This is a genomic window from Rossellomorea yichunensis (assembly GCF_032337515.1).
Classification (GTDB): domain Bacteria; phylum Bacillota; class Bacilli; order Bacillales; family Bacillaceae_B; genus Rossellomorea; species Rossellomorea yichunensis.
In genome coordinates, this window is record NZ_JAVYAD010000001.1 from 222,705 (window position 1) to 245,501 (window position 22,797).

A 22,797-nucleotide genomic window follows, 5' to 3' on the forward strand; every position below is an offset into this window, starting at 1 on the left:
GGTAATATTATGAACGTAAACTATCTACATGTAGGAGGTTCATTATGTTTGATAATACACATGCCCATATTACAACTTGGGTGATTGCGATTATTCTTTTCTTTGTAGCGGTTGGCTTACATAATGCAGGAAAGAAAAAAGGCATGAAAGTTGTACATATGATCTTAAGGTTATTCTACCTGCTCATCATTTTAACGGGTGCCCTATTATTCTGGAAGCATCAAGGGATTAATCCTGCCCTATATGGCATTAAAGGATTGGTTGGGATCTGGGTCATCGGGATGTTCGAGATGGTCTTGGTTCGCATGAATAAAGGCAAGAGTACGAAGGTGTTCTGGATTCAATTGCTCATCGCTTTAATCATTGTTCTTTATTTGGGATTACGTTTGCCTCTGGGCTTTAATTTCCTTGGATAGAGAGTAATAGAAAAAAAAGCAAATGTATGTCGGATAACCGACAGGCATTTGCTTTTTTCTATTTAGGTTCATGAATGGATTAAATATTAAAACTTTCAATCACAATTCGTCTCCCCGTACTTAATGTGAATTCAAAGCGGTCCCGCTTCTTTTTGTAATAGGTGAAGTGGTGCTGGACAGCACATACTTCTACACCGTTATCGAAGGTGATGAAGTTAACTCCTTCTTTAATCTTTTGATTTCCAAGGAAAACCAGGTGGTTATGGCAAAAGATACTATCATAAATAGAATAACCCAGATTGTTTAAGGCCGTTGTAAACTGATGAAAAGCATCATCAGAAATCTCTTCCAATAAATTCTCCAACGAATACAATATATTCTTCTTTATTTGAATTCGATCGCCATTCTCGATTCTTAATCGTTCATACGGTGTGACAATGATTCCATCTTCCAACAAAATACCTGCAAGCCAGTCGCCATCTCTATATACTTTCAATTCATGATTGAGGTAAAATTCGAGCTCAGACTCTTCCTCGGCATCAATTTCGAAAAAGTACCATGTATCATCTTCGAAAAGAGCAGTGCCTTCGGAATAGGACCTTTTTTGGGATCTTAAAATGTTTGATCGGAATGTGTTGCTCAAGTGAATATCCCTCCTTAACTACATTTCTTGTCATAATTATCATATTTCATTCATGTGAAAATTGATTGAGACAATTAACCATTTCCTGCCCGGAGCATAGAATAATTTATGTGTCCGTGAGCCCAGTTTGTTTGATTAGAAAGTGAGGATGATCACCATGTGCGGAATTACAGGTTGGATTCATTATAAACGAGATTTGTCTGATCAAAAAGAAGTAGTGGAAAAAATGGCAGAAACCCTTTCTAAAAGAGGGCCAGATGAAACGAATGTATGGATTGATCACCATGTTGCGTTTGGTCATAAACGATTGATAGTAGTAGATCCTGCAGGAGGAAGGCAGCCTATGAGCATTCAGCATAACGGGCGCCTTTTCACCATCTGCTACAATGGAGAACTTTACAATACAGAAGATTTGAGAAAAGTACTTATTTCAAAGGGTTATACCTTCAGAGGACATTCTGATACGGAGGTCCTGTTAACGTCTTATATAGAGTGGCGTGAAGATTGTGTCCATCACCTAAATGGGATTTTTGCCTTTGCTGTATGGGACAGTGAAAAGGAGCATGTATTTATAGGCAGGGACCGAATGGGCGTAAAGCCTTTATTTTATTTTGAAAAGGAAGAAGGAATCCTCTTCGGTTCCGAACTCAAAGCGTTACTGTCCCACCCTGATGTTTTACCCCAGGTGGATCATCAGGGATTGGCGGAAGTATTGGGACTGGGACCATCCCGTACGCCTGGTAATGGAGTGTTTAAAGGAGTGAAAGAGCTCCGTCCTGCTCATGCTTTGATATTCTCCAAAGATGGCTTGAAAATATGGAGATACTGGAATGTGAAGAGCGAGGAGCATACAGACTCTTTTAGTGAAACAGTGTCAAAGGTGCGCTTCCTTTTGACTGATGCCATCGAGAGGCAGCTAGTTTCCGATGTGCCGCTTTGTACGTTCTTATCAGGCGGACTCGATTCCAGTGCGATTACAGCGGTGGCTGCGAACAGCTATAAAAAAGAAGGAAAAGGGAAACTCCACACCTATTCCATTGATTATGAAGAAAACGAACAATACTTTAAAGCGAATGATTTTCAGCCTAATTCCGATGCGCCATGGATAGAAAAGATGACTTCGGAATTCGATACTGAGCACCATCGCTGTGTCATCAGCCAGCAGCAATTGAAGGACTATTTGACAGAAGCAGTTCATGTAAGAGACTTACCGGGAATGGCGGACGTTGATTCATCCCTACTATGGTTCTGTCGCGAAATTAAACAGGACTTCACAGTGGGGTTATCGGGAGAATGTGCGGATGAAATATTCGGGGGTTACCCTTGGTTTCACCGACCTGAAGATTTCGATCGCAGAGGATTTCCTTGGATGCGATCCACGGCTGAGCGTCAAGGCCTTCTGAAAGAAGAATGGAGTAAGAAATTAAACCTGGAAGAATATGTGCTGGAGCAATATGATCGCACAGTGGCAGAAACCCCATTATTAGAAGGGGAAAGTGAAGTTGAATCGAAAAGAAGGCAATTATTCTATCTGAATTTACTTTGGTTCATGACGACATTGTTAGATCGTAAAGATCGGATGAGTATGGGTGCAAGCTTGGAGGTCCGTGTGCCATTTGCTGATCATAGACTCGTAGAATACGTCTGGAATATTCCATGGGAGATGAAAATGCACGATGGAAGAGAAAAAGGCATTCTTCGAAAGGCTCTTGAAGGAGTATTGCCTGACGAAGTCCTTTATCGTAAAAAAAGTCCGTATCCCAAGACCCACCACCCCGAGTACACGAAGCTTGTCAGTGAATGGTTGAAAGAAATACTCGAAGACAAATCAAGTGTTCTTTATGAATTATTCGATGAAGAAAAATTGAAAGAAATCGTTTCAACAGGCGGATCGGCCTTTCAGGTACCGTGGTACGGCCAACTCATGACCGGCCCCCAGCTACTTGCCCACCTGGCCCAGATTCATGTTTGGTTTAAGGATTATAATGTAGAGATTGTGGAATAGTAGGCGTACGAAAAAGGTGAGCTCCTTATATGAAAGGAGCTCACCTTTTTGTTGTGATCTTCCGTCGGTAATCTATCCTGGTAATTACGAAGAATTAAGAGACAGGTACAAACATAGATTTAAAGTAATAATGAAGAGAAAGGGAGGCATAGTAGAAGGAAAGGAACCTTTTGCATGCCTCTTTTCTATTGGTAAAAGGTCCAAATCCTAACATGAGAGTTGAAAAACTGAAAGCCTATTTTGGGTGTTCATTTTATGGGAGACAAGCCCCTTATTAATGATGAAAAAATTAAATCTGAAAAAATAGTGTTTAAACTTTGTTTCTACTGGGAAAGAGTTGTATAATCATATGTATAACTATTGTATAATGATTGTACAAATAAAAATACATTGGAGGCTATAACAATGGCCAAGAAAATGATCGTCATAGGCGCTGGTCCAGGTGGCTTAGCAGCGGCAATGCTGCTGGCCGGCAAGGGATATGATGTGGAAGTATATGAGAAGCAAACATTTGTTGGCGGACGGAACGGTGCTGTCACCATGGACGGGTATACGTTCGATATTGGCCCCACGTTCTTGAGTATGCCGGAAATTGCTGAGGAATTATTCGAGGCGGCAGGAAGGAATCTTCATGACTATGTGGATTTACAAGAGCTCTCCATGATGTACGAACTTATATTTAAAGATAAAAGGGTCCAGATGTTCAAAGACCCGGAGTTGCTTTCTGAAGAAATCGAGCGTCATTATCCAGGGAATGCAGAAGGATATACACGTTTTATGAATGATACACGTAAAAAAATGGAACGGTTAAAACCAATTCTTCAAAGTCCGATGGATCGATATTATCAATATATCAGCTGGAAGGTATTGAGAGCCCTTCCCCAATTATCATTGGGAAAATCACTTTATAGTGTGTTAAGTGATTATTTCACCGATCATGAATTGCGGTTAGCCTTTACCTTTCAATCGAAATATTTAGGAATGTCACCATGGGAGTGTCCGGGAGCATTCTCGATTCTGTCCTTCATGGAGCATGAATATGGCATATTTCACCCGATCGGCGGGGTAAATCAGCTATCGAAAGCCATGGCCAAAGTAGTGACGGAGCATGGTGGTTCCATCCATTTGGGTCGCGGGGTCAAAAAATTGTGGATTGAGGATCGAAATGTGGTGAAGGGAATCATTACAGAAGATGGAGAGCAGGTTTCCGCAGATGAAGTCATCATTAATGGAGATTTCGCTCATGTGATGAGTAACCTTGTGGAAGATGGGGTTCTCAAGAAATACAGTAAAGAAAAACTGAAGAAGAAGAAGTATTCCTGCTCGACCTTCATGATCTATCTTGGAATCGATAAACAATTTGACCTTCCTCATCACAGCATCCTGTTTGCAGAGGACTATAAGAAAAATGTGGAGGAAATAACGGAGTCGTTTACACTTCCCGAAGATCCCTCCATTTATATTCAGAATGCTTCTGTGACAGATAAGACGCTTGCTCCTCCAGGACATTCCACTTTATATATCCTTGCTCCCGTTCCGAATAATGTAAGCGGGATCGATTGGACAGAGAATGAACAAATGTTCCGTAATCTCGTTCTGGATGCAGTTGAAAGCAAAACGAACTTAAAGAACATTCGGGAACATATCCAGGTTGAAAAAATCATCTCGCCTCATCATTGGGAGGTAGACTTCAATATTTATCAAGGTGCGACCTTTAATCTCGGTCACCAATTAACTCAAATGATGGCACTCAGACCTCATAATAAATTTGAAGAGCTTGAAAACTGCTGGCTGGTCGGGGGAGGAACCCATCCGGGAAGCGGGTTGCCTACAATATTAGAATCAGCACGGATTACAACGAATATGCTACTGAACGAAGATCCGTCCTATTCCTTCACTAAAGACCAAACAATGGGGGAAGCATTATGAAAACGGCGGTTGTTGGATCTGGTATCGGTGGGTTGATATCGGGACTGTTACTTTCAAAAGATGGTCATGAAGTTACCGTTTATGAAAAGGAGTCAACCATTGGTGGGCGGCTTGCCTTTGTTCAAGAAGGTGAATACAAAATTGATAAAGGACCGACCATCGTGCTCCTGCCTGAAATGCTGCTTTCTATTCTCTCAGAAGCAGGAATAAATACAGACGAAATTGAATTCGTCCGTTGTGATCCTTTGTATAATGTTCATTTTGCAGACGGTCAAACGTATAAAAAATATGCTGATATGGATAAGCAATACGAAGAAATCAAGCAGCAGTTTCCTGGGGATGAAGATGGGTTTCTGAAATTCATGGAAGATATGGATGAACGATTTAAGATCGGTAAGCCTCAATTTCTTGAATCATCATTTTTAAAAACAAAAGACTATCTGAACCGGGAAACGATTGCCTCACTGATTAAGTTAAAAGCATATCGAAATGTGATGGGGAATTTAAGGCATTATTTTAAACATGAAAAACTCCAAACCGCTTACGGGCTTCAGACCTTATATATTGGCGGGAATCCCTATACGACTCCTGCGATTTATAGTTTAGTATCTTATAGCGAGCATAAACATGGGATCTACTATATAAAAGGTGGTTATGCCAGTCTTTTGGATCATGTGCAGCTGGCATGTGAACGGAATGGTGTAAACATCAAGACATCTTCACCTGTCACAGAAATCGAGACTACAGGGGATAAAGCGACTCACATCGTCCTCGGAAATCGTAGAGAAGAAATAGATGCAGTGATCATCAATGGTGATTTTCCTACGGCAACCAAACTAGTAAAGAAGAATGAGGCTAAACCTTACAAACCTTCATCTGGTTGCGTGCTAATGTATATGGGTGTGGATGGGAAGTTTGATGAAAAGGAAATGCACCAATTTTATTTAAATGAATATTTCTCTGACAATATGGAGGATATTTTCAAAAATAAGAGAATTCCTAAGGAACCTTCATTTTACGTATTTAATCCGTCTAAGGTTGATTCATCCTTAGCACCTGAAGGGGACAGTGTCCTATACGTCCTAATCCCTGTTCCGGTTTCCGAGAAATTGGACTGGAAGGAAGCTTCAGAATTTCTTTCCACTTACGTATTGGATACAATGGAGAAAAGGGGCTTCGAAGAGTTAAGAAACCGAATTAAGTGGATGAAAGTCAGGACACCAGAAGAGGCAAAACAAGAGGGGTTATATTCAGGGGGAAGCTTCGGTATTGCACCCAGTTTAGGTCAATCAGGCCCGTTTAGGCCACAGGTACAACCGTTTGCAGAAAAGAATATCTTTGCTGTGGGAGCATCCATCCATCCTGGTGGGGGAGTACCGATCGTCATGCAGGGGGCAAAACTCGTAGCTGAAACCTTCAAAGAACATTATAAAACGGAGTTGGAAAGGAAGGATGTGACCTTACATGAACAAGATCTTGGAAGCATACGATCATTGTGAGAATATCATTAAACTTCACTCAAAGACATTTTACAGAGCATTCTCCCTGTTACCAAAGGACCAAAAGAAAGCTGTATGGGCAGTATACGCATTCTGTCGCAGAGTGGATGATATCGTAGACGAGGGGACGAAACCTTCTGAGCAATTACTGCAATTCGAAATGGAATTCGAATCGTTTTTAACAGGTTCTTTTAATGAAGAAGACCTTATATGGGTAGCCTTGGACGATGTATTTAATCATTTCAATATGGACATCGGAGCTTTTCGGGATATGATTAAAGGGCAACGAATGGATTTGAACGGGAGAATTTATGTGACGATGGATGATGTACTGGACTATTCTTATCACGTTGCGAGTACTGTAGGGTTAATGCTTCTTCCTATTCTTGCTCCCGGGAAAGAACATCAATTAAGGGAAGATGGTATCTACTTAGGTTATGCCATGCAGCTTACCAATATATTAAGAGATATCGGCGAAGACCTGGAAAGAGGGAGACTATATATCCCGCAGGATTTATTAGTTAAATATGAATATACCGTAGCAGAATTCATGGATCATAGAAATAATGCTGCATTCCAGTCCATATGGGAAGAAATGGCCAGGATTGCAGAAGACTATTATGAGAAAGCTTTCCGTACAATGAATCTTTATCCTTTGTATTCAAGGACTCCGGTAAAGGGTGCGGCATTATTATATCAAGCCATCCTGGGTGAGGTAAGAAGTAATCACTATAATGTTTTTTCCAAGAAACATTTCGTATCAAATGATATAAAAGAAAGAATCATTTCAACCATTTCGTAAATAAGCCCGTATGGAAGCTTTAGTTGAAAGCTTTCCATATGAGCTTATTTTTGTTGAAGGCAGAAAAAAGAGCCGCTCTTGGCAGCTCCCAATCTGATTATATTGTGTTTCGCTGATTCATGGTTTCACTCACTTCACCTGTACCAATCGAATTTAATCGATCAACTAAATCAGATCCAAAAGGAGAAGAGGAAGAAACATTTGATTCTAATACAGTATCCTTTAATTCATAAGCATTCGACCCATGCTCTGTAAAGTCCAGTCCTGAAAGTTCTTCTTCACGTGAGACGCGAATACTTGCCACTCTCGTTACGATGAACAGGAACCCACCGACAGTGACGGAGGTCCAGGCAATAACGGCTAACACGCCCAGGGCTTGGGTGGCTACTAAAGAAACGCCCCCGCCATAGAACAAACCGTTCGAAACATCAAACAATCCAACAGCTACCGTACCCCAGACCCCGCAAATTCCATGTACTGCAATGGCACCCACAGGATCATCGACTTTAAGTTTAGAGTCAATTACGGTTACGGCTTCGACAAGGATCACTCCTGCAATAAGTCCGATAATGAGTGAGCCCGCGAGAGATACATTGGCACAGCCGGCGGTGATACCGACAAGTCCGCCCAAAGCTCCGTTTAACGTCAGGGAAGGATCGATTCGTTTAAATCTTACTAGTGTATAGAAAGCTGATGATAGAATGGCAGCAGATGCTGAGAATAAAGTTGTTGTAATGACGTGAGGTACAAGCGTGGGATCAGCGGCCAAGCTGCTGCCTCCATTGAATCCAAACCAGCCGAACCAAAGGATGAATACCCCAAGGGCACCGATCGGGATATTATGACCAGGAATGACATTCACTTTACCTTTATTGTATTTGCCGATACGTGCTCCAAGGAAGAGTACCGTAATGAAGGCTCCGACAGCACCTGTTAAATGAACGACAGTAGATCCGGCGAAATCAACGAATCCAAGCTCAGAAAGCCATCCGCCTCCCCAAATCCAATGTCCGACAATCGGATAAATGATTCCAGTCATTGCAATGGTTAACATAATATAACTTTTAAGCTTCATTCGTTCAGCTACAGCACCTGAAATGATCGTTGCACAAGTGGCGGCGAACACGGATTGGAATAGGAAGAAGCCGATATCTTCACGCCCTGAAAGGAAAAAGCTATCGGTACCGATGATGCCACCTGACGTTCCTCCAAACATAAAACCAAACCCAACAATGAAAAACAGAACAGAAGCGATGGCAACAGTTAAGAAGTTTTTCATCAGGATATTAAGAGAGTTCTTGGCCCGGGTAAATCCGGTCTCGACCATGGCGAATCCAGCGTGCATGAAAAACACAAGGACTGCAGCGATCATGACCCATAGGGAGTCAACGGATGCCTGAACAGATTCTGCGGTAGGGGCAGCAGCGAAAGCAGTAGTGCTCACAAACAGTGACAGAAGCAACAGAACAGAAATTTTTTTAATCAATGGTATCCCTCCAAAATTGGTTTGGTAAAGCGGCTTAGTGATTGAGTTAAGAATGAAGTGATCTATAAAACGGCTTTTTTTCCTCGTTCACCAGTGCGGATGCGAATGACATCTTCGACCGGATAGATGAAAATCTTTCCGTCTCCTACGGTATCGGTACTGCAGTGCTCAACAATGAGGTCAATGATGTCTTCAACCTGACCATCGTCGACGATCATTTCCACTTTTACACGGGGGACTAACTGCAGTTCGAATTTATTCCCTCTGAAAATCCCTTGCTTTCCTTTCTGTTTTCCACAGCCAGCTGCTTCTGATACGGTTAGCCCGCTGAATCCACGAAGGCATAACGCTTCTCGCAGTGACAAGAATGCTTCTGCACGAATAATCGCTTCTACTTTTTTCATTGTTTTTTCCTCCTTTTGTTTTTTGTTCTTTCAATCTTGGATAAATCGATTCTATGATGTTAGGTTTTATGACATGAATAAGTTATATTATTTATCATATTCAGAAAATAACAAAAGTTCAAGTATTAATTTATCATGTAAGCGTTTTTATGTAAAAAAACTTAACATGCGAAGGTGGAGGCGTTTTCATTTGGAGTGAAAAAGAGTCAGCTCAATTGGTGAGCTGACTCTTTTTAAAAGGAGGGATGGTTGCTGCGATCATATTGACTTGCATCGAGGTTCAGAACCATCTAAAAGAAGGTCCGTCCCTCTAAATTGTACTTTTATTACTTTGAACAAATCGTTTGTGGATCCATATTTTGGATTGCCAGCGCTTGAGCATGATGACACCACGGAGCCATTCGTCGGCAATGAAGGAGATCCAGATCCCGATAAGTCCGAGCCCGAACCAGATTCCGAGTATATAGGAGAGCGTAACGCTTACTCCCCACATGGATAAGATCCCCATATAAACTGGGAAGCGCACATCGCCTGTTGCCCTTAGTGCGTTTATGACGACAAGGTTGAAGCTTCTGCCCGGTTCTAAAATGATGGTCAAGTAGATTAATGTTTTTCCAAGAGAAATGATTTCTTCGTTATTTGTAAATATTCGCAGCAAAGGCTCCGCTGCTATAGAAAAAATTCCGGCCATAATAAGAGAGATGAAGATAGCAATCTTTAAACTTTTCAAACACCGTTCATATGCACTGTCAAATTGTTTCGCTCCGATCATATGACCAATGATAATTTGAGTTCCCTGACTGATCGCTACACTGAATAAAAAGATAAACATCATCAGGTTTTGTGCATACACCTTGGTGGTCAATGCGTTCGTTCCGATACTTGCAATGAAATACGTAATGACCATTTGTGAACCATTATATGATAAATGTTCTCCTGCAGAAGGAATTCCGATGCGCAATAAATTTTTCACATGAGAAATAGGTAAATGAAATAACCTCTTAATTGGAAGGGCATTGGGAATTCGTTTACTAATCACGATGATGCTCACGATAAATCCGATAAGCCTCGAAGCAATCGTGGAAATCGCTACCCCTTCCACCCCTAAAACAGGAACGCCAAATGGGCCAAAGATAAATAAATAGTTTCCGATCACATTGATGATATTCATTCCGATCGTAATGTACATGGCGTCTTTCGTGTAGCCGTAGCTCCTCATGATGGAACCGGCTGTCATGATCAATGCCTGGATGAAGGCGAATCCTCCAACGATCTTTAAATAAGAAGATGCTTCATTCATCAGCGATCGGGGAAGATCCATTGAAAGCAGGATCGGTTCACTGAAAAACACAAGGGCGAGACTCAGGAAGAGTCCGAACCCTAAGTTAACGGCAATGGAAACGATGGATACTTCTCCGGCCAATCGGTCCTCCCGGGCTCCCAGATGCTGAGCAACAAGAATCGCAGTACCTGTTGCGACAAATCCAAACATGACAATAATGAGAGAGAGAATTTGATTGGAAACCCCGACGGCTGCGACAGAGTCATCTGAGTACTGACTGAGCATTAATGTATCGGCATTTCCCATTAGCATATGAAGAAAGATTTCAATGAAAATCGGCCAAGTCAAGGCGAAGAGGGTCATGTTTTTTTGATTCTTGCTCATAGATTTTCTCCTTTAGCTGGCCAGGGAAAGGCACCTGGTCATTCTGATCGATTTAAATAGATAAGGGGACTAACCGTTAAGGTGTAGTCCCACTTTTCACGAACTAATCTTTATTAAAATTTCAGGATGGCAAATCCATACCCTTCAAGTGCCACTTCAATGGAATCTGCTTCAGCGGCAAAATCTTCACCACTCCACAGATTCGTGATTTTCTTTCCTTTTAATTCAAAAGGAAGGGAGTAGGTGGTCGATTCTTCACTACAGTTCAAGAGGACAAAAATGGTTTCTTCTCCATCTGATTTAGTGAAGGAAAGGCATTGTTCATGAAGGTCTCCTGGTAAGAATGTCAAATTACCTTCATTGCTTAACAGTGGATACTCCTTGCGAAGGGAGATATGCTTCTGAATATGACTGAACAGTTCTTCGTTATGTTGTTCTTTTTCCCAAGGGAAGCACTTACGGCACCCTGGGTCCTGTTCACCAGTCAGGCCGATTTCATCTCCATAGTAAATACAAGGTGTGCCTGTGAAAGTGAGCATGAACGTGTAAATTTGTTTAGCGCGTCGGATATCTTCGCCGCACTCTGTTAATACACGCGGTGTATCGTGACTTCCGACAAGGTTGAAATTCACTTCATTTACGTTCTTAGGATACATATGAACGACAGAGGTCATATTTTCTGCAAATTGTGATGCGGATATCGTTTGCTTGGCAAATAGATTCAATAGATTTGTCGTGAAAGGGTAGTTCATAACCGCATCGAATTGATCTCCCCGTAACCAGGGCATTGAATCGTGCCAAATTTCTCCTAAAATATATAGATCCGGCTTTATATTCTTCACTTCTTTGCGGAATTCACGCCAGAAGTGATGATCGACCTCATTTGCAACATCCAGACGCCATCCATCGATATCAAATTCCTCTATCCAGTATCGGCCAACCTCTAATAGATAATTGCGGACATCTTCATTTTCAGTATTTAATTTCGGCATGGAAGGTTCGAATGCAAAAGTGTCATAATTAGGCGGCTTACTTTCTATATCCAAAGGAAATTCGTTTACATGGAACCATTCTTTATAAGGGGAGTCCTCACCGTTCTTAAGTACATCTTGAAACTGGTCAAAATAGAAGCCGCTATGATTAAAGACAGCATCCAGCATGACTTTCATTTCATTATCATGACAGACCTTGATTAATTCCATCAATGTTTCTTTCGTCCCAAACTGAGGGTCGATCTCGAAATAATCAATCGTGTCGTATTTATGATTGGAATGCGCTTTAAAGATGGGGGTAAAATAGATCCCGGAGATCCCAAGCTCTTTTAGATAAGGAACGTTCTGGATCACACCTTCTAAATCCCCTCCGAAGAAATTGATTGGAGTGGGGTCTGTACTATTCCAAGCCAGTGTTCCTTCAGGATCATTCTCCGTATTTCCATTTGCAAATCGCTCCGGGAAGATTTGATACCATACTGTATCCTTCACCCAAGCCGGTGCCTGAAATACATCGATAGTATTCAAGAACGGGAAGCAGAAGTAATCCCCGATATCAGTTGAAGGAGTGTCATTAAATCCTTTTTCTCCATAAAAGACTTCTTCCGTTCCGTCATGGAGAAGAAAACCGTAACGAAGGCGTCTGAAAGGAGGGGAGATGGGAGCAAACCAATGATCGAACAGGTGATCGGTTCCGGTTAATACCATCTCCTCACGATCGTATATCCATTTTCCTTCTTCCCATTGATAAGGATCTCCGTGCAGGAGTGTGACGTTTTCTACATCATTCTTCTTCGTTCGAATCCGTATGTGTAACTCGTTTTCAGTGCAAGCGTATGCATAGTTATCTTTTGGTCTATGATAAATGGCTTCCAGTAGCATCGTAGGTCCTCCTCATTTTCATTTCATTTAAAGAGTATTCTAAAGCAACAATGTTGTCAATAAGGGGACTTCAATCTAGTGAAGCGTTTTCTTTTCTCTCTGGCAAACATAAAAAATTTTCAAAAAAGTATTGTCAAAGTAGATTTACTTTGTATAATAAGAGATAGGTTGTGCAATCGTTTTCACAAAGAATGTAAGCGATATCTTTAAAGATTAAGTCATAGTATGTGCAAACGTTTGTTCAGTCTAACTGAAAGCTCATTTTTTACCATACTTAGGAGGGGTCGATATGAAAAAAGCGTTATCATTATTGATGGTAATCATGCTTGTACTAGGGGCGTTGGCTGCTTGTGGTCCTAATCGTGAAGAAGGATCAGGAAACAAAGACAGCGGAGAGAAAAAAGCTGACGATGCAAACAAACCTGAAAAACTGGTTGTCTGGGAAGATCAAGAGAAAACTGGATGGCTGGATGAAGTAGGTGCTAAGTTCGAAGAAGAAACTGGCATCAAAGTTGAAGTGAAAGAAGTCGAAATGGCTACTAAGATGAAAGAACAATTACGTTTAGACGGTCCTGCTGGAACTGGTCCAGACGTTTTAACATTACCACATGACCAAATCGGTGAGCTTGCTCTTGCTGGTCATATCGCTGCTTTAGAAGTTGAAGGGGACATTGAAGAGCGTTTCACTGAGTCTTCCATGACAGCGGAGAGCTATGATGGAAAACTATATGGTCTTCCAAAGTCCTCTGAAACGCCGGTATTCGTATATAACAAAGCGTTAATGGAAGAAGCTCCAAAAACAATGGATGAAGTGTACACATTCTCTAAAGACTTCACAAAAGATGGAAACTACGGTTTCTTAGCTCTTTGGGATAACTTCTACTTCGCTCATGCACCGATCGGTGGATTCGGCGGATATGTATTTGCTGAAAATGATGGCGCATTAGATGCGAAAGATCTTGGTTTAAACAATGAAGGCGCTGTAGAAGGTACGGAATATATTCAAAAATGGTACACAGAAGGTTTATTCCCTAAAGGTATCGTTGGTGAAAATGGTGGATCTGCAATGGACGGTCTGTTTGGTGAAGGGAAAGTTGCTTCTGTCATGAATGGACCATGGTCTTTCCAAGGATACAAAGATGCTGGAATCGATATTGGTGTATCTGCTATGCCTAAACTTCCAAACGGAGAGCCAATGAAAACATTCATGGGTGTTAAAGGATGGCACGTATCAGGCTACTCTGAAAATAAAGAGTGGGCTCAAAAATTCATCGAATTCATCACTCAAGATGAATATGCGAAATTACGTTTTGAACAAACTCAAGAAGTTCCAACAAACCAAGGGTTGATCGACGATCCTGCAATAGCAGAAAACCCAGGAGCTAAAGCGGTTGCTGAGCAATCTCAATATGCGGTTCCAATGCCAAACATTCCTGAAATGGGAGAAGTTTGGGGACCAATGGCTGACTCACTCCAAACCGTCGTGACAGGCAAGCAAGATCCTAAAGCGGCTCTTGATGCAGCTGTAAAGCAAATTCAAGAAAACATTGATGCCAATCACTCAAACTAATGAATAAACATAGCGGTACCTTCTCTTCTTGAGAGGTACTGCTATCCTTTTAAAGACCAATTCAAGGGCTTTTTAAGGAAATAATGAATTCTTTTCTTAAAAAGCTCTTGAAGCTTATCAAAATTGTGAACGTAGAAAGGGGAATATAGGATGGAGCAACAATCCTATCAAGCAAAACATAGAAAAACAGCACTGTCCCTTTCCCTAATCCCTGGATTAGGTCAGATGTATCATAGACAGTTTCTAAAGGGCGGATTCTTCCTGATCATGACTGCCGCTTTTATCCTTGTCTTTAGAGATTTGATCGGTTACGGATTATGGGGGATTACAACGCTTGGGACAGACATCTCATACGGAGATCATTCCATTTTCTTAATGGTATACGGAATCCTGGCAATCATCGTATCAATCTTCGGAATCGGATTCTACTTGTTTAATCTTCGGGACGCATATAAAAACGGAGAAAAGAGAGACAGAGGAGAGAAGCTAAGTACGATTCGGGAACAATACCGAAATTTAATAGACAATGGCTTTCCTTATCTCATAATGTCTCCTGGATTCTTATTACTCGTATTCGTAGTCATCTTCCCGATCATATTTGTTATCTTACTGGCGTTTACAAACTATGATTTGTATCACTCACCGCCGGCTAAATTAGTCGACTGGATAGGGATTCAAAACTTTGTTGATATTTTCAAGATTGATATATGGAGAGAAACATTCATTACCGTATTAGCCTGGACACTTGTTTGGACATTCGGTGCCACAACGCTTCAAGTTGCCCTGGGTGTATTCCTTGCCATCCTGGTCAATCAAAAAGATTTAAAAGGAAAAGCAATCATCCGTACCGTGTTCATCTTACCTTGGGCAATCCCGGCTTTTGTTTCCATCCTGGTTTTCGCAGGTATGTTCAATGAATCTTTCGGAACGATTAACCGGGATATCCTAGGATTCTTCGGCATTGAAGGTTTACCATGGATGACGGAGCCGATGTATACACGAATTGCCCTGATTGGTATTCAAGCCTGGTTAGGCTTCCCATTCATCTTTGCCATGACGACAGGGGTACTTCAATCGATTCCTGACGAGCTTTATGAAGCAGCAACGGTGGACGGGGCATCAGCTTTCCAGAAATTCAAGAACATTACGTTGCCACTCGTTCTTTTTGCGACGGCACCAATCATCATTACGCAATACACATTTAACTTTAATAACTTTAACGTTATTTACTTGTTCAATGGCGGAGGACCTGCCCTGACAGGACAAAATGCAGGTGGAACTGACATTCTGATTTCATGGATCTACAGTCTGACTATGACATCCGCACAGTATTCGAAAGCAGCTGCCATCACATTATTATTATCCATTATCGTCATTACAGTAGCGATCTGGCAGTTCAAGAGAACGAAATCATTCCAAGAAGAGGATATGATGTAATATGAATATGAAGAGACAGAAACTCATACGTTTAACACTTTCATACGCAGCCATCGGAATCATGTTTGCCATCATTCTTTACCCGGTTGCATGGATCATCGGATCTTCATTTAACCCAGGTCAAAGTTTATCCGGTTCATCCATCATCCCAAAGAATGCAACATTGGCACATTATAAAGAACTATTCGATCTGGAACAAAGTAATTATATGCTTTGGTACTGGAACTCGTTAAAAGTAAGTTTATCTACCATGGCACTTACGGTATTACTGGTCAGTTTAACGGCTTACTCTTTCTCGCGTTACCGTTTCGCAGGTCGCAAAAATGGATTGATGACATTCCTGATACTGCAAATGATTCCTAACTTTGCTGCCTTAATCGCGATTTTCGTTTTGGCTTTGTTAACAGATTTATTGGATACTCATATTGGATTGATCCTTGTATACGTTGGTGGACAAATCCCAATGAATACATGGTTAATGAAAGGGTATCTGGATACGATTCCTAAAGAGCTTGATGAATCAGCCAAAATGGATGGAGCTGGACATTTGCGTATTTTCTTCCAGATCGTCATGCCCCTTGCGAAACCGATCATTGCGGTTGTAGCACTGTTTTCGTTCATTGCACCATTCGCAGACTTTATCATTGCCAGTATCCTACTGCGTTCAGAAAAAATGTACACATTGCCGGTTGCCCTTTATGATATGGTAGCGAAACAATTCGGAGCAGAATTTACAACATTCGCTGCAGGTTCTGTCCTGATTGCAGTACCAATCGCCCTATTATTCCTGTTCTTCCAGAAATACTTCGTTTCAGGATTGACGGCAGGGGGTACAAAAGGATAATCTTATAGGCGTTACTAACAGTTTTAGGAGGAGCGGAGATGAAAAGAAGAGTATTATCTCTCATTTTAGTCCCGTTTCTTCTTTTTTACGCCCTTCCGGTAGGTGCAGTTGAAAAAGAAGAACGAAAATGGCAGGATGAGACCATTTATTTTCTAATGGTCGATCGCTTTAATAACGGGGATACGAGCAATGATAAGAATGTGGATGCCAAAGACCCTAAAGCCTATCAAGGCGGGGACTTTCAAGGTGTGATTGATAAGCTGGATTATATTAAGGATATGGGATTTACCGCCATCTGGCTGACCCCGGTCTTTGATAACCAACCACTTGGCTATCACGGGTATTGGATTACAGATTTCTATAAGACAGAAGAACATTTCGGATCAATCGATACGTTTAAAAAGCTTGTAGATGAGGCACACAAACGAGATATGAAAGTGATGCTGGACTTCGTTGTAAACCATGTCGGACCCGAGCACCCTTGGGTGAATGATCCTGAAAAATCGGACTGGTTTCATGAAAATCAGCCGATGAACTTCGATAATGAAGAAAGTCTACAAAATGCGTGGTTATATGATCTTCCCGATTTAAATACAGAAAATCCCGAAGTGAAAAACTACTTATTTGACGCCGCGAAATGGTGGATTGAAGAAACAGATGTTGACGGATACCGACTGGATACTGTTCGTCACGTACCACAAGAATTCTGGAGTGAATTTAGCGAAGAAGTTAAGTCAGTCAAAGAAGACTTTTATCTACTTGGTGAGGTGTTCGATCGCGACCCCCAGAAGATAGCGAAGTATAATGATGTAGGAATTGATGGATTTGTTAACTTTCCTCAAGCAGAAGAGATGCGTTCTGTATTCCAAAAACCGGATACATCGATGGATCGCCTATTTAACTTCTGGAAATACAACGAAACGTACTATGACGATCCTTACTTAATGGGGACTTTTATCGATAACCATGATATGGAGCGTTTTACGAGACTGCTTGTTCAAGAGAAGCTCTTCCCGGGTACCAGGTGGAAGCTCGCTCTAACGTATATGTATACGACTCCAGGGATACCGATCGTTTATTATGGTTCAGAAATAGCCGTAGATGGTGGGAATGACCCGGATAATCGACGTTTTATGAACTTTAGGGCTGATGAAGAATTGATTGATTACATCACTCAATTAGGGAAGCTTCGTCAAGATTACCCCGCCCTTACTAGAGGGACGATAGAACCCATCTATGAAAAAGACGGTATGGGAATATTTAAGCGTACGTACGGGGATCAAACGCTCGTGATCGCCATAAATAACACAAGTGAATCTCAAAAGGTTCAATTGAGTGAAGATGAATTAGCAGAAAATAGTGAGCTGAAAGGATTATTAACCGCAGACCTGGTACGTATTGATAAGGATGGAAATTATACGATCATAGTCGATCGTGAAGAATCAGAGGTTTATTCCCTTAAACAGAAGAGCGGATTGAATTATCCTTACCTACTGGCACTCGGCACTGTGTATGTCCTCTTCTTACTCTTTATTTATCTTGTATGGAAGCGTGGAAGGAAGAAAAAACAGTCATGATTTGATGCGGGGCTCAGTCTATGAGCCCTGCAATTCCTGATTTTTAAGAATAATGAAATGGAAGCGTTTTAATGATTGTGAAATAGAATAAAGCAGCCCTCTACACCTAAGAGGGTACGATTTTAAAGAGGGGGTGGAATGAATGGCGGTCACCATCAAGGATGTTGCAAAGCTTGCAAACGTAGCTCCATCTACGGTCTCACGTGTTATTGCAAACAATCCAAGAATCAGCGAGAAAACAAAGCAAAAAGTTAGAGAAGCGATGGAACAATTAGGATATCATCCTAACTTCATAGCAAGGAGCTTGGCAAATCAATCTACTCAAGTGTTGGGGCTTGTATTACCAGGTTCAGCTAGTACTTTCTCACAAAACCCTTTCTTTCCGACAGTTTTAAGAGGACTAAGTGAAGGTGCTCAGGAGAAACAATATGCCCTTCAAATGTCTACAGGTCAATCTGAAGAAGAAATCTATGAAGGCGTCGTCCAAATGGTGCAAGGGGGAAGAGTGGACGGTATCATCCTTCTTTACTCAAAAGTGGAAGATAAAGTGATGAACTACTTAAAAGATCGTGGTTTTCCATTTGTCGTCGTAGGGAAGCCTTATAAATATTGTGAAGAGATCACTCATGTGGATAATGACAACTACCGGGCTACGAAGGAAGTAACCGATTATCTCCTGGAGCTTGGTCATGAATGCATCGGCTTTATAGGTGGAGACCTCAACCTCGTGGTAACCGTTGAGCGTTTATTAGGTTATGAAAAGGCTTTGCGTAATGCCGGTATAGATATGAAGGATGAATACATCATTCATGAAGAATTTCTTCGTGAAGGAGGTCGTGAAGCCATTAATGAACTGATGCAATTAGACGCTCCTCCAACGGCTCTGGTAGTGGCCGATGATTTAATGGCATTAGGGGTACTGAACACACTGGATGAAATGGGCATCCGTGTTCCTGAAGACATATCCATTGTGAGCTTCAACAATGTATTGCTGGCTGAAATGTCCCGTCCTCCGCTCACGTCTGTGGATATCAACATATTCAATCTGGGAAATGAGGCAGCCAAAAGCCTGATCCAAAAGATTGAGAACCCGAAAGAACCGATCAAGAGAATCATCGTGCCTCATCAGCTCGTTACAAGATGCTCTTGCAGTGAACGAAAAGAGACATCATAATAAAAAGCGACTGAAACATTGGAAACTCTACTTATTGGAGAATCAAATGCTTCAGTCGCTTTCGTTTTATCCGTTAATAACCGTTCCGCCATTAATATGAATCATCTGTCCTGATACGTAGCTTGAATCTTCGCTTGCCAGGTATACGTAAGCAGGTCCTAATTCATATGGTTGACCAGCACGTCCAAGTGGAGTATTCGCTCCAAACTGAGATACCTTTTGAGAGCTGAAAGTGGAAGGAATCAACGGGGTCCATATCGGGCCAGGTGCCACGCCGTTAACCCTGATTCCATCGGATGCAATGTTTTCTGCAAGGGATCGGATGAAACTGACAATGGCCCCTTTAGTAGAAGAGTAATCAATCAAATCCTTATTACCTTTATAAGCTGTAATAGAAGCCGTATTGATAATGGAAGCTCCTTTTTTAAGATGAGGCAAAGCTGCTCTTGTTAAGTAGAACATAGAGAATACATTCGTTTTGAATGTACGCTCCAACTGCTCGTCACTTATGTCCGCAAGCCCTGCCTGAGGATGCTGTTCGGCAGCGTTATTCACCAGGATATCAAGCTTGCCGAATTCAGAAATCGTTTTGTTCACGATGTCTTTACAAAACGTCGAGCTTCCAATATCACCTGACAGCAGGATGCATCGTACACCTTCAGCTTCTACTAATTCCTTCGTTTTATTCGCATCTTCATGTTCTTCTAAATAAGATATCGCGACATGGGCGCCTTCCCTGGCATAATACCATGCGACCGATCGTCCAATCCCGCTATCCCCTCCGGTAATGAGTGCGACCTTCCCGTCCAGCTTTCCACTACCCTTATAATTTTGATCCGTATGAATCGGTTGGGGGTTCATCTCATCCACTGTGCCGGGCTGATGATCCTGGTGCTGAGGGGGGAACGTTTGCTTCTGATTTTGTTGTTGTGACAATGAAAACACTCCTTTGATGATTTAGGTTATCTTAGGATAGTGTTTACCCGAAAAAAATAATTATTAACGTGTTTGTTTTGGGAGATTTAGCAAGATTATCTTTTCGATTTGTCGTGTGATGCAGCAATTATTTCAATTTGGGACGAAGGCATTTGATGTTTAATAGAGCTTTGATTGAATTAGTAAAAAACCAGCCGATTAACATATTTATCCAATATTGAAGTGCATACTCATACAAAATACAGGCTCCTCTAAGAGAAGCCTGCCTGCATATATTTCTAATCCATTAATCCGGCACCTTTATATCCAATCATATTCAACAAACCTTTTGGAGAAGAGAAGGGAGGTGCATAGCATGTTTCAAGTTCCTGGAGATCGATAATGGTCAGGCCGCCGTAAATGGCTGTTGCAAGAACGTCGATTTGCTTATCGACTCCTTCTCCGCCCACAACATTTCCTCCAAAGATCTTTCCAGTTTCGGGACAAAAATGGACTCTCACATACACATCATGAGCACCGGGATAGTAGCCGGCATGTGACTTTCCTTCGTGCACGGAGGTTCTATACGAATACCCCTTTTCATTTAATTCCTTCTCACCTAATCCGGTAGATGCAATGGAAAGGTCAAAAACCTTCGCAATTGCAGTACCAAGCATCCCCTTAAAAGGTACTGGGCTTCCTGATAGGTGTCTTGCAATAATGTAAGCTTGTCGATGTGCAGGCCATGCAAGGGGAACCTGTTTTGGGGTCCCGTCAATAAGGTCGATGGACTCTACCACATCTCCGACTGCATAAATGGAGGGGTCGTCTGTTTGCATAAACTTATTACTGACGACACCACCAGACTCTCCTATTGATAAATCGGCTTCCTTAGCAAGAAGATTATTGGGCTTTACACCTACCGAAAGAAGAATAAAGTCTGACTGAAACGTTTCTCCGCTCTCCAGTTTCAGGGTATTTTCTGACAGTACCTCTTTCAGTCCATCATTCGTGTACAACTTAACACCTTGCTCTGTTATATGCTCTTGCAGTTTGAGGGCAGTCTCCTCATCGATTACACTGATCACATGTTCCGATCTTTCAACGAGGTTGACTTTCATCCCTAAATGAGTGAAGTTCTCGGACATTTCGACTCCTATGTACCCCCCGCCGATAATGGTACAGACTTTTGGCTTTGAGGTTTCAACGAACTGCTTGATCCTGTCCATATCTTCAACGGTTCTGAGATGGAAAGCCGGAATTATATCAAGACCCGGGATGTCAGGGATAAAGGGGGAAGCCCCTGTTGCGAGCACGAGGTAATCATATGTTTCTTCGTAATCCTGGTTTTTGTCATGATCCCTTACAAGTAAAGATTTTTTAACACGATCAATTTTTAGCGCCTCATGATGCATGCGGACATCGATGTTTTTTTTCGTATGTAATTTTTCAGGTGTGGCTGCAAAAAGACTTTCACGGTCTTTAATGACTTCACCCAGGTAATAAGGCATTCCGCATGCCCCGTATGAAAGATAGGATGTCTTTTCAAGAAGAATAATCTCTATTTCACTATCCAGTTTTCTAATTTGTGATGCAGTGGTGGCACCGCCGCCGACTGCCCCAATAATGATGACTTTTTTCTTCATGTTTTTCCTCCTAATTGAAAGAAGTCTAATGGATATATTGTACCCATTAGACTTCTTTGAAAAACCGGATTATCGGAAGTTTACGTACTGTACATCGATTGAAAGATCCGCCTCACGGATCGCAGCGATGATTTTTTGAAGATCATCCTTGCTTTTTCCAGTGACCCGTACTTGATCATCCTGCACCTGACTCTTCACTTTTACACCGGAGTTTTTGATGATGGTATTGATTTTTTTTGCATTTTCTTTATCGATTCCCTGAACGAGCTTCGCACGCTGACGAACGGTTCCGCCGGATGCCCCTTCAAGCTTGCTGTAGTCAAGGTTCTTAACAGGAACATTACGCTTGATGAGTTTGCTTAGAAGAACATCCTTTAACTGATTCATTTTAAATTCATCATCAGATACGAGAACGATTTCCTCTCCATCTAATTTAATGTCACTCTTACTTCCTTTAAAGTCGTAACGTGTTTGAACTTCCTTCAACGCAATTTGAATCGCATTACTCACTTCAGACATATCCACTTTCGAAACAATATCAAATGAACTCTCTTTTGCCATATGTAACCCCTCCATAGTTTTCTTTCTCTTCATTATAGACAACCTTTGATGGTGCATACAACTTCTATGAATGCATCGGGGGGATTTTTAGAAAAAATAAAAAGCACCAGCTCTATAAAGAACTGGCACTTTTTCGTATCCAAGAGCCGGAAACTGCCCAAGGCAATCCTTACAAATGATCCGTCTTCTTAGAAAACTGATTCTTCCCTGCTTTACGATTTACTTCTTTGATCTTATTTTTTTCCTGGCGCAGGGCATTGTTGTCTCTGGCCTTTTTTTCGTTATCAGATGTATGTGGCATAGTGATTCTCCCTTCGAGTATATTCTTCTCTCATAGTATGAGGAAGAA

At 41.6% G+C, this 22,797-nt stretch carries 19 protein-coding genes; 10 read left to right on the forward strand and 9 right to left on the reverse strand.

The genetic code is table 11. The features are described from left to right. The first annotated feature begins 44 nt into the window (after nucleotides 1-44). A complete protein-coding gene (locus tag RSX31_RS01135) occupies nucleotides 45-416 on the forward strand; it encodes a YisL family protein (RefSeq protein ID WP_315632867.1) in 372 nt (123 codons plus the stop codon). A 79-nt stretch (nucleotides 417-495) separates the two neighbouring features. On the opposite strand, the gene RSX31_RS01140 is transcribed toward RSX31_RS01135, so the two are convergent. Then, nucleotides 496-1,059: a DUF2777 family protein gene (locus RSX31_RS01140; RefSeq protein ID WP_148968426.1), complete on the reverse strand. Its 564-nt coding sequence runs from the start codon at nucleotides 1,057-1,059 to the stop codon at nucleotides 496-498. 148 nt (nucleotides 1,060-1,207) lie between these two features. On the opposite strand from RSX31_RS01140, the gene asnB reads away from it, so the two are divergent. The 4 genes from asnB (at nucleotide 1,208) to RSX31_RS01160 (ending at nucleotide 7,294) form a co-directional block, all read left to right on the forward strand. Continuing rightward, nucleotides 1,208-3,064, forward strand: a complete 1,857-nt coding sequence (gene asnB, locus RSX31_RS01145) for an asparagine synthase (glutamine-hydrolyzing) (RefSeq protein ID WP_282138223.1) — start codon at nucleotides 1,208-1,210, stop codon at nucleotides 3,062-3,064. A gap of 405 nt (nucleotides 3,065-3,469) precedes the next feature. Continuing rightward, nucleotides 3,470-4,993: a phytoene desaturase family protein gene (locus RSX31_RS01150; RefSeq protein ID WP_315632869.1), complete on the forward strand. Its 1,524-nt coding sequence runs from the start codon at nucleotides 3,470-3,472 to the stop codon at nucleotides 4,991-4,993. After that, the gene (locus tag RSX31_RS01155; protein ID WP_315632870.1) at nucleotides 4,990-6,492 is read left to right on the forward strand and encodes a phytoene desaturase family protein; all 1,503 of its coding nucleotides are present in this window, start codon (nucleotides 4,990-4,992) and stop codon (nucleotides 6,490-6,492) included. Before RSX31_RS01150 ends, RSX31_RS01155 begins: the two co-directional genes overlap by 4 nt. Then, a complete protein-coding gene (locus RSX31_RS01160; RefSeq protein ID WP_148968430.1) occupies nucleotides 6,458-7,294 on the forward strand; it encodes a phytoene/squalene synthase family protein in 837 nt (278 codons plus the stop codon). Before RSX31_RS01155 ends, RSX31_RS01160 begins: the two co-directional genes overlap by 35 nt. Nucleotides 7,295-7,391: 97 nt before the next feature. On the opposite strand, the gene RSX31_RS01165 is transcribed toward RSX31_RS01160, so the two are convergent. The 4 genes from RSX31_RS01165 to RSX31_RS01180 form a co-directional block, all read right to left on the reverse strand. After that, on the reverse strand, nucleotides 7,392-8,780 hold the full coding sequence (locus tag RSX31_RS01165; protein ID WP_148968431.1) for an ammonium transporter: 1,389 nt from the start codon (nucleotides 8,778-8,780) through the stop codon (nucleotides 7,392-7,394). A 62-nt stretch (nucleotides 8,781-8,842) separates the two neighbouring features. Next, nucleotides 8,843-9,184, reverse strand: coding sequence for a P-II family nitrogen regulator (locus RSX31_RS01170; RefSeq protein WP_060670328.1), 342 nt, complete (start codon nucleotides 9,182-9,184; stop codon nucleotides 8,843-8,845). A gap of 310 nt (nucleotides 9,185-9,494) precedes the next feature. Continuing rightward, on the reverse strand, nucleotides 9,495-10,850 hold the full coding sequence (locus RSX31_RS01175; RefSeq protein ID WP_148993367.1) for an MATE family efflux transporter: 1,356 nt from the start codon (nucleotides 10,848-10,850) through the stop codon (nucleotides 9,495-9,497). Between the two features lie 113 nt (nucleotides 10,851-10,963). Further along, nucleotides 10,964-12,724, reverse strand: a complete 1,761-nt coding sequence (locus RSX31_RS01180; protein WP_315632875.1) for an alpha-glycosidase — start codon at nucleotides 12,722-12,724, stop codon at nucleotides 10,964-10,966. A 289-nt stretch (nucleotides 12,725-13,013) separates the two neighbouring features. On the opposite strand from RSX31_RS01180, the gene RSX31_RS01185 reads away from it, so the two are divergent. The 5 genes from RSX31_RS01185 (at nucleotide 13,014) to RSX31_RS01205 (ending at nucleotide 19,326) form a co-directional block, all read left to right on the forward strand. After that, a complete protein-coding gene (locus tag RSX31_RS01185; protein ID WP_148993369.1) occupies nucleotides 13,014-14,294 on the forward strand; it encodes an extracellular solute-binding protein in 1,281 nt (426 codons plus the stop codon). Between the two features lie 150 nt (nucleotides 14,295-14,444). After that, complete coding sequence (locus tag RSX31_RS01190) at nucleotides 14,445-15,731, forward strand: carbohydrate ABC transporter permease (protein WP_315632877.1); 1,287 nt, start codon at nucleotides 14,445-14,447, stop codon at nucleotides 15,729-15,731. Nucleotide 15,732: 1 nt separating this feature from the next. After that, complete coding sequence (locus RSX31_RS01195) at nucleotides 15,733-16,575, forward strand: sugar ABC transporter permease (RefSeq protein ID WP_148993371.1); 843 nt, start codon at nucleotides 15,733-15,735, stop codon at nucleotides 16,573-16,575. A gap of 38 nt (nucleotides 16,576-16,613) precedes the next feature. Beyond that, nucleotides 16,614-18,152, forward strand: coding sequence for an alpha-amylase family glycosyl hydrolase (locus tag RSX31_RS01200; protein WP_315632879.1), 1,539 nt, complete (start codon nucleotides 16,614-16,616; stop codon nucleotides 18,150-18,152). 142 nt (nucleotides 18,153-18,294) lie between these two features. Continuing rightward, the gene (locus RSX31_RS01205; RefSeq protein ID WP_148993373.1) at nucleotides 18,295-19,326 is read left to right on the forward strand and encodes a LacI family DNA-binding transcriptional regulator; all 1,032 of its coding nucleotides are present in this window, start codon (nucleotides 18,295-18,297) and stop codon (nucleotides 19,324-19,326) included. Between the two features lie 66 nt (nucleotides 19,327-19,392). On the opposite strand, the gene RSX31_RS01210 is transcribed toward RSX31_RS01205, so the two are convergent. The 4 genes from RSX31_RS01210 to RSX31_RS01225 all read right to left on the reverse strand — a co-directional run bounded on the left by RSX31_RS01210 (nucleotide 19,393) and on the right by RSX31_RS01225 (nucleotide 22,749). Continuing rightward, the gene (locus RSX31_RS01210; RefSeq protein WP_315632881.1) at nucleotides 19,393-20,262 is read right to left on the reverse strand and encodes an SDR family oxidoreductase; all 870 of its coding nucleotides are present in this window, start codon (nucleotides 20,260-20,262) and stop codon (nucleotides 19,393-19,395) included. 278 nt (nucleotides 20,263-20,540) lie between these two features. Beyond that, nucleotides 20,541-21,887, reverse strand: a complete 1,347-nt coding sequence (locus tag RSX31_RS01215; protein ID WP_315632882.1) for a CoA-disulfide reductase — start codon at nucleotides 21,885-21,887, stop codon at nucleotides 20,541-20,543. A 69-nt stretch (nucleotides 21,888-21,956) separates the two neighbouring features. Continuing rightward, nucleotides 21,957-22,448 (reverse strand): YajQ family cyclic di-GMP-binding protein, encoded by a 492-nt coding sequence (locus RSX31_RS01220; RefSeq protein ID WP_044337711.1) that lies wholly within the window; start codon nucleotides 22,446-22,448, stop codon nucleotides 21,957-21,959. Nucleotides 22,449-22,617: 169 nt separating this feature from the next. Then, nucleotides 22,618-22,749 (reverse strand): DUF3941 domain-containing protein, encoded by a 132-nt coding sequence (locus RSX31_RS01225; RefSeq protein ID WP_148968441.1) that lies wholly within the window; start codon nucleotides 22,747-22,749, stop codon nucleotides 22,618-22,620. Nucleotides 22,750-22,797: the final 48 nt, after the last annotated feature.

Coding starts and splice junctions, on each gene's coding strand:
- RSX31_RS01135 (WP_315632867.1), top strand. CDS start 45: ATGTTTGATAATACACATGCCCATATTACAACTTGGGTGATTGCGATT.
- asnB (WP_282138223.1), top strand. CDS start 1,208: ATGATCACCATGTGCGGAATTACAGGTTGGATTCATTATAAACGAGAT.
- RSX31_RS01150 (WP_315632869.1), top strand. CDS start 3,470: ATGGCCAAGAAAATGATCGTCATAGGCGCTGGTCCAGGTGGCTTAGCA.
- RSX31_RS01155 (WP_315632870.1), top strand. CDS start 4,990: ATGAAAACGGCGGTTGTTGGATCTGGTATCGGTGGGTTGATATCGGGA.
- RSX31_RS01160 (WP_148968430.1), top strand. CDS start 6,458: ATGAACAAGATCTTGGAAGCATACGATCATTGTGAGAATATCATTAAA.
- RSX31_RS01170 (WP_060670328.1), bottom strand. CDS start 9,184: ATGAAAAAAGTAGAAGCGATTATTCGTGCAGAAGCATTCTTGTCACTG.
- RSX31_RS01175 (WP_148993367.1), bottom strand. CDS start 10,850: ATGAGCAAGAATCAAAAAAACATGACCCTCTTCGCCTTGACTTGGCCG.
- RSX31_RS01180 (WP_315632875.1), bottom strand. CDS start 12,724: ATGCTACTGGAAGCCATTTATCATAGACCAAAAGATAACTATGCATAC.
- RSX31_RS01185 (WP_148993369.1), top strand. CDS start 13,014: ATGAAAAAAGCGTTATCATTATTGATGGTAATCATGCTTGTACTAGGG.
- RSX31_RS01190 (WP_315632877.1), top strand. CDS start 14,445: ATGGAGCAACAATCCTATCAAGCAAAACATAGAAAAACAGCACTGTCC.
- RSX31_RS01195 (WP_148993371.1), top strand. CDS start 15,733: ATGAATATGAAGAGACAGAAACTCATACGTTTAACACTTTCATACGCA.
- RSX31_RS01200 (WP_315632879.1), top strand. CDS start 16,614: ATGAAAAGAAGAGTATTATCTCTCATTTTAGTCCCGTTTCTTCTTTTT.
- RSX31_RS01205 (WP_148993373.1), top strand. CDS start 18,295: ATGGCGGTCACCATCAAGGATGTTGCAAAGCTTGCAAACGTAGCTCCA.
- RSX31_RS01215 (WP_315632882.1), bottom strand. CDS start 21,887: ATGAAGAAAAAAGTCATCATTATTGGGGCAGTCGGCGGCGGTGCCACC.
- RSX31_RS01220 (WP_044337711.1), bottom strand. CDS start 22,448: ATGGCAAAAGAGAGTTCATTTGATATTGTTTCGAAAGTGGATATGTCT.
- RSX31_RS01225 (WP_148968441.1), bottom strand. CDS start 22,749: ATGCCACATACATCTGATAACGAAAAAAAGGCCAGAGACAACAATGCC.